The organism is Chryseobacterium nepalense (genome assembly GCF_023195755.1).
GTDB classification, from domain to species: domain Bacteria; phylum Bacteroidota; class Bacteroidia; order Flavobacteriales; family Weeksellaceae; genus Chryseobacterium; species Chryseobacterium nepalense.
Genome location: NZ_CP096203.1, coordinates 3230160 through 3243316 on the forward strand (window position 1 = coordinate 3230160; position 13157 = coordinate 3243316).

Genomic DNA, 13157 nt, shown 5'->3' on the forward strand with positions numbered 1-13157 from the left:
AATTTTAGATTCAAAATTACTGTTAATGTTAGCTTTAAAGTAAACTGAATTGTCTAAAACTGTCATTTAAAATTTCTATTCCTTTTTATTTATCCCAATCTAATGCACCGCGTTTCCAGACATAAAAAAATGCCATAAAAAAAATCGCCACAAACATGAGTACAGCTAAGAATCCTTCCATTCCGAATTCTCTGAAGTTCACTGCATACGGATAAAAAAATACGATTTCAATATCGAATAATACAAACAGTACTGCTGTTAAAAAGTATTTAATTGAAAACGGTGTTCTTGCATTTCCTTCTACCGGGACTCCACATTCCCAGCTTTGGTTTTTCACAGAATTTCCTTTTTTCTGTTTCGGACCTAAAAAATGTGCTCCAAGCAAAGAAATGGCTACGAAACCTATCGCAACACCTGCTTGTATAAGGATTGGAATATAACTTTCAGGTAAATTCATTTTTGCATTATTATCTCAATTTGCAAATTTAGGGAATAAACAAGAAAGCATGAAATTTATACCATTAAAAGTCTCATGAAAATGGATAAAACTTACAATTTAGAATCAATAAAAATAACGTTATTTCTTCATTTTTTTGATGAGAGAAAATGCCATGAAGGAAATGTACCCGAATAGAATGCTGGCATAAATGATATTTACGGCTGTGTCGGTTCTTTCATTTCCTGTTTGAAGAAAAAGATTGAAAACAACGAATCCTGCAATTAAAACTCCAAAAATAATAAGACGGATTTTCATAATCTAATGGTGATTAATAGTTTTAAATAAATTAAATAATGTCTAAAGAATATGTTCGTCTTCTTTTGTGATTCACGGGATTATAATCCTGCCAAAGGAGTTGGATGCTTTTATTTTCTTCGAGCTCGGGATTGGTTTCAAGGTATTTTACTCCTTTTTTTCTGAAAAGTTTCCAGATTTCTTTAAAAATAATGGAAGTAACACCTCTTCGCTGATAATCAGGGTGAATTCCTATTAAATAAAAATTAGCCCGGTCGTTTTTCTTTCCTGCTTTCAGAAAATGCCACCACCCGAAAGGCAAAAGTTTCCCTCCTGATTTTTGTAAAGCTGTGGAATAGGAAGGCATTGTAATAGCAAAAGCAATGAGCTGATCTGCATCATCCGCAACACATACAATATAATCTTTATCAATCAGCTTAAAATATTTTTCCTTGTATGTTTTGCGCTGTTCATCGGAAATGGGAGTATAGGTGGACAAATGTTTATAGGTCTCGTCGAGAAGGTCAAACATAGGGTCCACATATTCAATGATTTCTTCTTTTGATTTGAAATTCAGGACTTTAAGTTTGTATTTTTGGGATATTAATTCGTTGAATTTGTGAATTTTATCCGGGAGTATTTCCGGAAATTGAAGTTCAAATTCTACCCATTCCTTTTCTTTTGTTAAGCCTAATTTTTCAAGATGTTTTGGATAATATTCATGATTGTAAATTCCGATCATCGTTGCCAGCTTGTCAAATCCTAAAGTCAGCATTCCTGCTTTATCCAGGTTGGTAAAGCCCATAGGACCTTCTATCTTATTGATTTTTTTTTCTTTAGCGTAGTTTATAGTGGTGTCTATTAGTGCTTTAGATACTTCAGGGTCGTCAATGAAATCTATCCATCCGAAACGGACTTTTCTGATGCCCAGTTCTTTTTCTTCTTTATGATTGATCATTACGGCAATCCTGCCAACAATTTTATTGTCTTTAAAAGCCAGAAACTGCTTCGCTTCAGAATACTGCATGGCGGGATTTTCGTTCGGATTCCAAATGTTGATCTCATCATTGATAAATGATGGGACATAGTAAGGATTGTTTTTATACAGATCCATTGGAAATTTCACGAATTGCTTTAACTGATCCGGTGTTTTTACTTCAATTACTGAAATTGTAGACATAGTTTTAAAGGCAAATTAATAAGCAAATATAACCAAATAAATGCTAAACTTTGGCACAGTTTTTACATCATATCGGGTGAAAATATATTATAAAGTTACTAAGATGATAGGGTATTATATAATCATTGGGATTTCAATGCTTGTAAGCTGGTGGGTTTCATCAAGGCTCAAGTCGAAATTCGAATATTATTCAAAAGTGCATCTCCGGAACGGACTTTCCGGTAAGGAGGTGGCAGAAAAGATGCTGAGAGATAACGGAATTAATGATGTTCAGGTAATATCTGTTCCGGGACAATTAACAGACCACTACAATCCTGAAAATAAAACGGTAAATCTTTCAGAAGCTGTTTATATGCAGAGAAATGCTGCGGCAGCTGCAGTGGCAGCACATGAATGCGGACATGCTGTACAACACAAAGTAGGATATTCTATGTTGCAGCTTCGTTCGAAACTGGTACCTGTGGTACAGATAAGCTCAAATCTTATGCAGTTTGTGCTTATTGCGGGAATTATGATTATGGCTGCTACGCAGTCTATTGAAAACCCGACAGGAAACCGTTTGGTTTTGGCCATAGGAGTGATCATGTTTGCATGTACAACGCTGTTTGCTTTTATTACTCTTCCTGTAGAATATGATGCGAGTAACAGGGCAATGAAATGGTTGAGAGATACCGGTACAGTAACCGCTGAAGAGTATGTAGGCGTAAAAGACAGTTTAAACTGGGCGGCCAGAACCTATGTGGTAGCTGCTGTTGGATCACTAGCTCAGCTTTTATACTGGGCATCACTGCTTATGGGAGGCAGAAGAGATTAATTTTTTAAATTAAAAGTTATATGCTGCATTTCGGACAATTTGTCCGAAATGCTTTCTTTTTGTGATAGTTTTAGAGATGCAGTAACTATACATTTTTCATCGGCAGCAAAATCAATTACTTTTGAATCATATTTTGAAAGAAGTGTAAAGATGATGTTTTGCTGATCAAAATTGAAACTTATTTCTAACGTTGTTTCCAGTTCTTTTGTAATGATATGAGATTCTTCCAAAGTGAGTTTAGCTGACTCCTTATATGTTTTTACCAAGCCGGAAACCCCTAATTTTGTCCCGCCGTAATAGCGTACAACAATAACGATTACATTGGTGATTTCATTAGCAAGGAGCTGGTTGTAAATGGGAAGTCCGGCACTTCCCGAAGGCTCTCCGTCATCATTGGCCCGATAATTTTCTCCATTGAGTCCTATTCTGAAAGCATAACAATGGTGGGTTGCTTTCGGATGTTCAGATTTTACTTTTTCTAAAGCATGTTTAAGCTCTTCTTCATTATTTACCGGATAAGCAAATCCTATAAATTTACTTCCTTTTTCTTTTAATAAAATATTTTCTACGGGTTTTTCTATCGTTTTGTACTCAAACAACATAATTCTTTCTCTTGTAAAATCGTATTAAATTATCCCTGAATATTTCTTCTTTTTCAGGTTTTGCGTCAAATTGCGGAGCTTTTGTACCGTTTTCAAGTTTTAAATTTTCATTTTCAATGATTATCGCTTCATCCCAAAGGTTTTTATCAATAAATTGCTGAAGGGTAAAACTCCCTCCTTCTATGATCACCGACTGAATCTGTTCTTTATATAAAGCATCCATCAGTTCATGGAGAAAATTCTCTTTATTGATTTTTATGAAACGGATATTTTCTCCTTCTTCATCTTTAACAGCGTTAATAATTAATGTTTTTGATTCTCCGTTATATATATTGAAATCCTGCGGGACTTTCAAATTAAAATCAATCAGAATTCTCACTGGATTTACGCCTTCAACGTTTCGTACTGTGAGAGCAGGATTGTCATTCAAAGCGGTCTGTGTTCCTACAAGAATGGCGTGTTCGTCTGCCCTCAGTTGATGAACAAACTGATTGACCAAAGAATTTGAAATGGAAGCCGGTTTAAAATCTTTATCCATAAACCCGTCACCGGACTGTGCCAATTTCAGAATAATATATGGTCTTTTCTTTTCATGATAAGTGAAAAATCTCTTGTTTAATTCGGTGCACTCTTTCTCAAGAATTCCTGAAACGACTTCTATTCCTGCATCCTGGATAATTTTTTTTCCTTTCCCGTTTACTTTGTCATGAGAATCCATAGCACCAATGACAACTTTTTTAAAGCCCAATTCTTTGATTTTTAACGCACATGGTGGGGTTTTTCCATAATGCGCACAGGGTTCCAGCGATACATAAATAGTAGATTCCGGAATCAATGATTTGTCCTGAACCGAATTAATAGCGTTGATTTCCGCATGGTTTTCACCGGCTTTATGATGATAACCTTCACCGATAATCTTGTCGTTGTGCACAATTACACTTCCAACCAGCGGATTAGGATAAGTTTTTCCTAATGCTTTATTGGCGAGCTCAATACATCTTTTAATATAAAATTCGTCCTGCATACTGAATGAAAAAAGCGAAGACAAATTACTTTGCTTCGCCTTTCTTTATTTTAAATTATACTATTCTCCTGCAATAATGCTGTGAAGATTTTGTTTTAATGTTTCCAGATGAGTTTTTTTCTCTTCAATAGAATCAAATGTTTCCTTTAAAAGCGGGTTTTCTCTGGATGGATTCTTGAAGAAGGCAAGGTTGTTTTCCAGTTTCACAATTTCAGCTTCCAGATCCGAGATCTGGCTCTTCATTTTTCTTGCTTTATCGGTTAGCTGGTTTTCAGATAAACCTTCTTCTTTAAGTTCAAGCTCGTTGATTTTATTAAGTTTAAGCTTTTCTCTCAATGTTTTGTTGAATTCTGTATTAATTGAAATCTTATCTCTGGGAACTTTTCCGATATTGTTCCATGCAGTTTTTATCGCTTCAATTTTTTCAATGCTTCCTTCCTCATTGGTCACTGTTTTAAGCTCATCGAGAAGTGCTTTTTTATTTTTGTAATTTTCTTTCCAGTTATCGGTAGACGCATTGCTTTTTTCTCTGTAATTATTGAAAAACGCATTGCAGGCATCACGGAATTCGTCCCAGATTTTATTGGTCATGCTTTTCGGAACGTGCCCGATTTTCTTCCAGTCTTCCTGAAGCTTTTTAAATAAAGGTACCGCGATATCCCACTCTTCATTGTTCTGATTATCTTGGGCTGTCTGGATCAGCTTTAATTTTTCCTCAAGATTGGCTTGCTGAGAACCTTTTAATGATTTGTAATAAGAATTCTTTGTTGTGTTGAAAGCCCTTAAAGTAGTTTTAAAGTCATTCCAGTTCTGATTAGACAACTTTCTTGGCACACTTCCGGTTTTCAGAAATTCCGATCTTAATTCTTCTACTCTTTTAATAGCATTTTGCCAGTAATTATGGTTCGGGTTTTCAGATGGCTCCGAAAGTTTTTTTATTTCAGCAATAATCTGATTTTTCTTTTCAAGATTTTCATTTTGTTCTGTTTCGATGGCAGCAGAAAGTTCGGATTTTCTTTCATGGATTTTATTGGAAATTTCTTTAAATTCCTCCCATGTTTTTTCGCGGAATTCTTCTGCTACCGGCTCAGCTTCTTCTTTCCATAATTTATGAAGGTACTGAAGCTCATTCAGTGCTTTTTGAATGACAGGTTCCTGTTCCAGCTGTTTTGCACGTTCAATGATGTGCTGTCTTTTTTCAAGATTATGGCTGTATTCCTGTTCAAGAAATTCTTTGTTGAGATCCAGCATCTGGTAAAACTGATTCAGATGGTGGAAATAATTGTTGTTAAGAATTTTAAATTCAGACTTCGCTACCTGTCCTGCCTTAGACCAGTCTTCCTTAATCTCTCTTATGGATTTGAAAAGATTGGTTCCGGGTTCGGAATTGGTATATAGATTTTTAAGTCTTTCAATGATATTCTGACGGTGTTCCAGGTTTTTTTTCTGCTCCTCTTCCTGTCCTTTCTGGTAAGCATCATGCTTTTCCCTGAAAATATTTACCAGCGCTGAAAATCTAGCCTGCGAAGGATGTTCAAAGCTGAAATTTTCGGGAGCATTTCCGGCATCAATGTATTCGTGTTTTTTGTCCTCCACTTCATCATGGATGTAATGACTTGCTTTTTCTTTAAGCTGATTAAATTTTTTGAAATCTTCACCGGCGTTGGGAGCATTGATGATTTTCTCCATTTCCTTCAGCGTATCACTAAGGGAAAGCTCTACCTCTTCCTGTTCTTCATCATGTTCATGTTCTTCAACGTGAACGCTTTCATCTTTTGGGGTAACGTCTTCTGAAGTTTCTTCCGGAGATTCCGGAGTAAAATTTTTGTTTTCCTCGTTTTCAGAAAGATTGTTTTCTGTAATCATAGCAAATCGTTTATTGTGAGTGGCATTAATATAGCTTCTAAATATATAGCAAAAAAGCCAAATATAGCACTAATTTATGTTATTTTTTTTGAAAGTTCCAAATTTCCCAGGCTTTTTCTGCCTGTTGTTCAAGCATGTAATATCCATTCACTGTTTTTGCCCCTTTTTCTGAAGCTTTGATAATGAATTGCGTATAGTTTGGGTTGTAGATTAAATCAATAATCAGATGGTCTTTTGTGATGCCTTCAAAAGGAAAATCCAAGCATTCTTCAACATTCGGAAAAGTTCCCACCGGAGTACACTGAATGATGATTTTATGATCTTGAACCGTTTTTCTCTGCAGGTTTCTATAATTTATTTCCGTATTTCTGGATACCGTAACAGATGGGATATTATTTTTGTCCAGAATATATTTCACGGCTTTTGCAGCTCCGCCGTTTCCTAATATAATTGCCGATTCCTGATGAGGCTTTTTGTGAAGCAGCAATGTTTTTTCAAACCCGAAAGCATCTGTGTTGTAACCGGTCTTTCTTCCGTTTTCAATCAGAACACAATTCACGGCACCAATTTTTTTTGCCTCATCACTGAGATCATCCAGATAGTCGATGATTTTTTCTTTGTAAGGAATTGTTACGTTAAATCCTATCAGATCAGGAACAGAGAAAAGTTCGTTCACTTCGTGAATTTCTGTTAAATCAAAAATAGTATAAGAATAGCCTTTTAACATCAGTTTCTGAAATTTATCTTCAAAAAACTTTTTAGAGAAAGAATATGATATATTTCTTCCGATGAGGCCTAATTTTTTATTGGAATCCATAGTATAAAAATAAAAAAAAGACTGGAAAAAACCGGTCTTCTACATAAATATTTTTATAGATTGTTCTACCAAATTTTGTGGAAAAAAAATCTGTTGAAGGATATAATTTCTTTATTATCCTTATTTATTTAAATTTTAAAGGAATTTCTATAGTCTGGATCTCCTTTCCTGAAAATCAAAAAACTGAACTATGAAATTTACTAAGATTTTGTCTTTTACGGAATTAATTTTTAGTAATATAATCTTTACTTATTTTAGAAAATACCCATGAAATACCAAACCCGAAAAGTGCTGCAGTAACCGAAACAATCAGATAATTTTTGCCTACGATCTTTACCGGAAATGGCAGTGTTTCATTGGCTTTGAAGAACTCGGTATACTGCTGGAAAAAGCAAAGTACAGTTCCCAGGATGAGTCCGGAAATGATTCCCAAAACAACGATAAGAATTCCTGTATAAAAATAAATCTGACGAAGATGGCTTAATGGCAATCCTAGTGATACCAAAGATTTTGCCTGCTGCTTCTTGTCAAGTTGTAAAATAATGATGGCTCCTGCAAGGTTAAAGGTTGTAATAAAAATCACCAGCGCAAAAATTAAATAAATAAATAATTTTTCGGTATTGATCATTTTCCAGAATGCAGCATTTTCTTCTTCTTTAGTTTTAATATCCACATTTTTTCCTAAAGATGACTCAAGCTGCTGTTTTACTGAATTTGTGTTATCAGGATTTTTCAGTTTGATAACAATCTGATAAGCGGAATGTTTTGGAAGGCTCAACAACTCTTCGGTAAGTTCAATGGGTGCGATAATATAGTTGTCCAATTGGTCTTTACCGGGAAAAACCCCTGTCACAAGAATATCTTTTTTGTTATAAATATCCTCTTCTTTATTGATAATGCCGGTTCCAGGTTTAGGCATAAATACCGTTGCATAATCAGAATTGGAAGATACCGGAATGGAAAGCCTGTTGTCCAGGGAATTTTCCATTAAAACCTCATTGGAATATTTAAAACCAGGATAGGCTCCGTAAAAAATATCTTTATCAATAGGATTTACCTTGGTGTAGGCGGAATCTACGCCTCTCAGATAGGCAATGTCGCCTTTTCCGTTATAGCTGATGTAAACTTTTTCTTCAATGACCCTTGAAAAATTACTGATTTCTTTGTTGTTTTTAAGAACAGTATTTATTTTATCAAAATCTTTCAGGGTTTTTCCGGAATTGCTTTTAATGGTAAGATCTGCATGGAGATTGGAAATGAGCTCCTTGTTGAGATCTTCCAGTCCCGAGAAAACTGAAATAATGACAAACATTGCAGTAACGGCAACCGTCATAGCACCTACTGCAAGCCACGTAATAAACGTAACCGCGGTGCTTCCTTTTTTTGACAAAAGGTACCTGGACGCTATATAAAATGCAATATTTTTCAAAGGTTACAGAATAGGATTATCACCTTCACCTCTTAATTCCCGGTCTAATTTTTCAACGTCATCAAGAGTAGTATCTAAATAAAAGTTTAGATTAGGAATGACACGGACCTGTTTGGCCATTTTCTGACCGATGAAATTTCTGTACTGCGCTTTGCTTTCTTCTATTTCTTTCATCACGGCAGCACGGAATTCCTGAGGAAATATACTAAGGTAGATTTTAGCGATCCCTAGATCTGCGGTCACTTTCACATCAGAAACCGATACCAAAATGCCTTGTCCGCTTTCTGCAGCCTGTTTGCGGAAAAGCTCCGCGAAGTCTTCCTGTATAATCTGTGCTACTTTTCGTTGTCTGTTGCTTTCCATAAGTTGTGCAAATTTAGTACTTTTGTTTGAATTGATACTTTGAAAATTTGAACGTTTATCAAATTTACAACTTAATATATAATTTATGAAATTAGAACATATTGGTATTGCGGTAAAATCTTTGGGAGTTTCTGACGAGCTTTTTTCCAAACTTCTGGGAAAAGAATCTTATAAAAAAGAAACTGTGGAAAGAGAGGGGGTTGTTACTTCATTCTATGAGGCAGGAAAAAGTAAAATCGAGCTTCTAGAAGCCAGTAAAGAAGAAAGTCCAATCTCCAAATTTATTGATAAAAAGGGGGAGGGTATTCATCATTTGGCTTTTGGGGTTGAAAATATTCTGCATGAAATTGAACGGTTAAAAAAAGAAGGATTTGAATTTATTTCCGAAGAACCCAAGGAAGGAGCTGATAATAAATTAATTGTCTTTCTGCATCCGAAATGTACGAATGGAGTACTGGTAGAACTTTGTCAAGAAAAGCAATAAAAAATTTTGTAGTGCCAGAAATTTTATTATTTTTGCAGTCACAAAATTCAACCAATTTTGCGGTCCTATAGCTCAGTTGGTTAGAGCACCTGACTCATAATCAGGTGGTCCCTGGTTCGAGCCCAGGTGGGACCACTGAAAATCAGACATTTACAACTTTGTAAGTGTCTTTTTTTATGTTATTGCAAGAAAGTTGCAAGGTTTTTATTTTTTTAGCTATTCTATAAAGAAGTAATTAAAATATGAAAGAAATTTTTTAGATTGATTCCACAACAACGTATGATATCGAAAATTTTGACGAATGGGATATACTAATATGCCAATTATTGACCTTTAATTGATCTGCTATTTTTTTTGGTTCTCCACTTAGCCTAACTATTGGTTTGCTATGTATTGATTGAAGAATTTCAATGTCAAGTAAAGAAATTCCATCATGCATTCCAGTCCCTAAACATTTTAAAATTGCCTCCTTTGCCGCAAACCTGCCTGCTAAAAATCTTAAATCTTTTTTTAAATTATATATATCAATTTCTGCATTTGAAAAAATTCTTTTAAGAATTTTAATATCATTCTCCCAGTTTAAGTTTCTACAGATTTGATGTTCAACAATATCACATCCAATTCCAATAATCATTAATTTACAGAAATGTAAGTTATGTTTCTACTTAGTGCATCAAATTTCACATTACCTCCTTTATTTTTAATAAGTAATCTGAAAATTTCATAAGACTTTTGAATTGCATATTCCCAATCTTTAGAAGTTCTAATTTTAACTTCAAAATTCTCTGTCATTTCTTTTATTATTCTTAAAGTTGTTCTTGAAACCTTTGCTGTACCTGAAAAATAATTTTTTCTTTTTGCTTCATTGAATATTATCATAGAAATAGCTTCTTCTGTAATAATTGCTTTAGCACCATCTTCAATCCTATCATAAAGATCATTACTTTTTCTTTTTTTTCTCATCATTGCTCTTGCACAAGGTGACCATCCTAGGAGTGTTGCGAAAGTATAATGAAAAATATCATGATAACGATAAAAATCATTTGTATAGGAATTATCATTAATAATATCTCCTAGTTGCTTTTTATTGTCTAAAATCACTCTAACTTCATTTTTTTTGTCATCTGTATTTTCTATTTCTGTAAACGATAGCGTAAATTGTCGAGGAAATTGTTCTTGAGCATTAAAACTATCATCGAAGAATTGAATATAATTTTCATTATTTTTTTTCATTGTTTTTTTCTTTTAGTATAACATCAATTTTTTTAGAAATAATACTGTCCACATTAGGTTTACTAAATATGCTATCAATGTTTTTTTTGATACTCTGTTCTTTAACACCAATATTGTATCCTTCATTGAATTTGGATGTATCTGATAGTGCTTTTATTGATAATCCACTCCCTAATGTTATTAGTATTGTAGCAATAACAGATATTGCAGATAATTTCTTTTCATTTTCTTTTATTCTTTTTAAAAGAGTACTTGGAGATAATAATTCTCCATTTAGATCATTTACATTACCAGCAGATATACTATTCTGCCCTTTGTGTTTCCCTGCATATGGTGTAGACTCACTTGTTAGTTCACTAAACCAAATCATAAAATAAGGAGAACCTTTGTCTAGTGTAATATTTGTTGGTCCTGCATTGTAAACAGAAAAAATTATTTTGCCACTAAATCCTGGATCGACGTGGAATCCAGAGACATTAATTAAACCTTTTATTTTTTGACTAAATTTAATAGAGATAAATGCCAAAATATTTTTAGGAATTGTAACGACTTCATCGGTAAGGAGTAGAGCAAATTGCCCGGGTTTTATAACAACTTGAGAGTTTTTATCATCAAGTATCTCTTTTTTACGATTTTTGGAATCAGTCAAATACACCTGATCACCGAGGGCGAGTTCGTATGCTACATTGTCGATTTTACTTTTATCATATTTATCAATACAATTAGGTAAAATAATTTCGAGTTCTTTTGTTCCTAAGTATGCCATAATTTATCAAAGCGGTTATTGTTTTTTTTATAAAATTAATATTTTTTTGTTAAAGACTTTAAATATCTAATAACTTATTGTTTTTGAAATATTTTCATTGATTCCCCATTTCGGAGGAAACCAGTAATCTAACGGTTTTTTATTAGTTTTATACACCTGTTTTATTCTAATTCTATCACTATTTCCTTTGATTTCGGGGTGCTTGACCCGTGCATATTTATCAACTTCACAAAAAATATTTTGACAATCAATTAATTGTAATTTTCTTCCCCATAATGTTTTGAATGTTAAACCTAACCTTTGAAATTCTTGTTCTTGTCTATCAGTCATTAACTTTATTATTTCGATATGACTTAATCCCCCTGTATCTATAAAACATTTACTAATTCCGCCCTTAGCTCCGGGACCTGCTACAACAAACTCAGACTCAGAAAAGTCTAAAATGTTAGAGTAATTAATGTCAATTAATAACTGATAGGCTAGGAAATCTCCTAAACCGGGAAAACTTTTAATAATTTCAAAAGCTTGTTGCATTTTGTTTGAATCCATAAGTCTTTCGGTTAAATGGTTTTCTATCATAAACTTAATCAGCTCAAGATGGTTTGAATGTTTGCGAATATGACCAAATGCAGATTTACACGAAGGCATAATATAAGCTGCGGAATATATTGTCTTTTTTTCTAAAAAAGCGTGAGTTAATATATTATCATATTCTTCGATATTGAAATTTTCATATATAATCAAACCAATTTTAGATTGAAGTAATTCCCATGTTTCTATTTTATTAAATAATTTAAATAATAATACTCTAAATAATACTTCTTTAGGACTAGAAGGTAAATTATCATTATAAATTACATTTTTTATAAGATATTGGCTAACTCTATCTGATGCTCGATATGTATTAGTAAATCTATATTTACTAATAATATTGTCGTTTGTCCAAGGGAAGGGCTCTCCGTCTATCCTATTAAAAAAGGTGTCCTGTCTTAATGTCGCAAATTTCCAGTAGGTATCATAAACATCCGTAGTTTTCGCAGGTGATAACGGTTTATATATTGTGATACTAGATTTCTTCGTAATATTATTAATCATTTATTTTAATATTCATTTTACTGACTAATTTTTTTGCCTCATTTTTAGTAAGGTGATCAAGCTGTTCTACTCCAATAAAACAATTAAATCTTTCAAGTTCTAAATTTGTTTCTTTTGCTATAAATTTACCTAGGTTTATTAATCCTAACCAATTACCGTACGCTCTTTGATAGAGATATTGAACAGCATAAAAACTATTAAGAACAAGACCTCCTGATTCAGATCTGTAAAAAGTAACATGTTGAAGGCAAGGGAATCCTTGAAAGACCCCATTTTTATGATCTTTTAAGGGGTCAAAGATCGCAGCTTGAAGTTTAGATCTCCTCTTATTAGTCCCATTTAATGAGTCAATTATTATATCTAGTTGGTTTTTATTATTATCTTTATTCCCAAAGGATATCAAACGCTCGAAATAAGTTCCATTATTATTCCTAGAATCGATTTTTTTTAATCTTGGAAGAATTTGTGTGAGGTATTTATCAAACAAAACTTTCTTATCTCTTTCGTAATATTCATAAAGTGATTGTGGAAAGATAGTCTCTGATACGACCTCCACAGAATCTAAACCGTGTGTTTTTAAATCAATGTTTAATGTGTTTTTAATATCATCTGTCTCGTCAAAGTTTGATAGAGTTAGTACCAAAGGCATGATTTCTTTTCCAGGATGATCAATTATCGACTGAAATATTTTTAACCAAGCAATTGATAGATTATTTTCATTAATTAGTATAGGAGTGCTCATATTATTATA

General features: G+C 33.4%; 16 protein-coding genes and 1 tRNA gene. 3 read left to right on the forward strand and 14 right to left on the reverse strand.

The window, feature by feature from the left end; translation table 11 throughout:
• Nucleotides 1–85 precede the first annotated feature (85 nt).
• The 3 genes from M0D58_RS14515 to M0D58_RS14525 all read right to left on the reverse strand — a co-directional run bounded on the left by M0D58_RS14515 (nucleotide 86) and on the right by M0D58_RS14525 (nucleotide 1913).
• Complete coding sequence (locus M0D58_RS14515) at nucleotides 86–457, reverse strand: NADH-quinone oxidoreductase subunit A (RefSeq protein ID WP_029298774.1); 372 nt, start codon at nucleotides 455–457, stop codon at nucleotides 86–88.
• A gap of 120 nt (nucleotides 458–577) precedes the next feature.
• Nucleotides 578–754: a hypothetical protein gene (locus M0D58_RS14520; protein ID WP_248390915.1), complete on the reverse strand. Its 177-nt coding sequence runs from the start codon at nucleotides 752–754 to the stop codon at nucleotides 578–580.
• A gap of 31 nt (nucleotides 755–785) precedes the next feature.
• On the reverse strand, nucleotides 786–1913 hold the full coding sequence (locus M0D58_RS14525) for a GNAT family N-acetyltransferase (protein ID WP_248390917.1): 1128 nt from the start codon (nucleotides 1911–1913) through the stop codon (nucleotides 786–788).
• A 103-nt stretch (nucleotides 1914–2016) separates the two neighbouring features.
• Between M0D58_RS14525 and M0D58_RS14530 the strand changes: the two genes are divergently transcribed.
• Nucleotides 2017–2727: a zinc metallopeptidase gene (locus M0D58_RS14530; RefSeq protein ID WP_248390918.1), complete on the forward strand. Its 711-nt coding sequence runs from the start codon at nucleotides 2017–2019 to the stop codon at nucleotides 2725–2727.
• Here the strand turns inward: M0D58_RS14530 and M0D58_RS14535 are convergent.
• From M0D58_RS14535 to M0D58_RS14560, 6 genes are all read right to left on the reverse strand, one after another.
• Nucleotides 2724–3329 (reverse strand): IMPACT family protein, encoded by a 606-nt coding sequence (locus tag M0D58_RS14535; RefSeq protein WP_248390920.1) that lies wholly within the window; start codon nucleotides 3327–3329, stop codon nucleotides 2724–2726. The two genes, M0D58_RS14530 and M0D58_RS14535, sit on opposite strands and share 4 nt — an antisense overlap.
• Entirely contained in the window at nucleotides 3319–4353 is a 1035-nt protein-coding gene (gene ribD, locus M0D58_RS14540; protein WP_248390934.1) for a bifunctional diaminohydroxyphosphoribosylaminopyrimidine deaminase/5-amino-6-(5-phosphoribosylamino)uracil reductase RibD, read from the reverse strand. The genes M0D58_RS14535 and ribD overlap by 11 nt, the downstream gene beginning before the upstream one ends.
• A 60-nt stretch (nucleotides 4354–4413) precedes the next feature.
• Nucleotides 4414–6219, reverse strand: coding sequence for a DUF349 domain-containing protein (locus tag M0D58_RS14545; RefSeq protein ID WP_248390937.1), 1806 nt, complete (start codon nucleotides 6217–6219; stop codon nucleotides 4414–4416).
• Between the two features lie 79 nt (nucleotides 6220–6298).
• Complete coding sequence (locus tag M0D58_RS14550; RefSeq protein WP_248390952.1) at nucleotides 6299–7036, reverse strand: shikimate dehydrogenase family protein; 738 nt, start codon at nucleotides 7034–7036, stop codon at nucleotides 6299–6301.
• Nucleotides 7037–7259: 223 nt separating this feature from the next.
• On the reverse strand, nucleotides 7260–8465 hold the full coding sequence (locus M0D58_RS14555) for an ABC transporter permease (RefSeq protein ID WP_248390955.1): 1206 nt from the start codon (nucleotides 8463–8465) through the stop codon (nucleotides 7260–7262).
• 3 nt (nucleotides 8466–8468) lie between these two features.
• A complete protein-coding gene (locus tag M0D58_RS14560; RefSeq protein WP_248390957.1) occupies nucleotides 8469–8828 on the reverse strand; it encodes a ribosome-binding factor A in 360 nt (119 codons plus the stop codon).
• An 85-nt stretch (nucleotides 8829–8913) separates the two neighbouring features.
• On the opposite strand from M0D58_RS14560, the gene mce reads away from it, so the two are divergent.
• Together mce and M0D58_RS14570 are read left to right on the forward strand one after the other, a co-directional pair.
• A complete protein-coding gene (gene mce, locus M0D58_RS14565) occupies nucleotides 8914–9312 on the forward strand; it encodes a methylmalonyl-CoA epimerase (RefSeq protein ID WP_248390959.1) in 399 nt (132 codons plus the stop codon).
• Nucleotides 9313–9373: 61 nt separating this feature from the next.
• A tRNA-Ile gene (locus M0D58_RS14570) sits at nucleotides 9374–9447 on the forward strand.
• Between the two features lie 121 nt (nucleotides 9448–9568).
• Here M0D58_RS14570 and acpS read toward each other — a convergent pair.
• From acpS to M0D58_RS14595, 5 genes are all read right to left on the reverse strand, one after another.
• Nucleotides 9569–9946 carry a holo-ACP synthase gene (gene acpS / locus M0D58_RS14575; protein ID WP_248390961.1) on the reverse strand — a complete coding sequence of 126 codons (378 nt, stop codon included), beginning with the start codon at nucleotides 9944–9946 and terminating at the stop codon, nucleotides 9569–9571.
• On the reverse strand, nucleotides 9946–10545 hold the full coding sequence (locus M0D58_RS14580; RefSeq protein ID WP_248390963.1) for a nucleotide pyrophosphohydrolase: 600 nt from the start codon (nucleotides 10543–10545) through the stop codon (nucleotides 9946–9948). The genes acpS and M0D58_RS14580 overlap by 1 nt, the downstream gene beginning before the upstream one ends.
• Complete coding sequence (locus tag M0D58_RS14585; protein ID WP_248390965.1) at nucleotides 10532–11311, reverse strand: dCTP deaminase domain-containing protein; 780 nt, start codon at nucleotides 11309–11311, stop codon at nucleotides 10532–10534. The genes M0D58_RS14580 and M0D58_RS14585 overlap by 14 nt, the downstream gene beginning before the upstream one ends.
• Nucleotides 11312–11377: 66 nt before the next feature.
• Nucleotides 11378–12406: a nucleotide kinase domain-containing protein gene (locus M0D58_RS14590; RefSeq protein WP_248390966.1), complete on the reverse strand. Its 1029-nt coding sequence runs from the start codon at nucleotides 12404–12406 to the stop codon at nucleotides 11378–11380.
• Nucleotides 12399–13148: a thymidylate synthase family protein gene (locus M0D58_RS14595; RefSeq protein ID WP_248390970.1), complete on the reverse strand. Its 750-nt coding sequence runs from the start codon at nucleotides 13146–13148 to the stop codon at nucleotides 12399–12401. The genes M0D58_RS14590 and M0D58_RS14595 overlap by 8 nt, the downstream gene beginning before the upstream one ends.
• Between the last annotated feature and the right edge of the window lie 9 nt (nucleotides 13149–13157).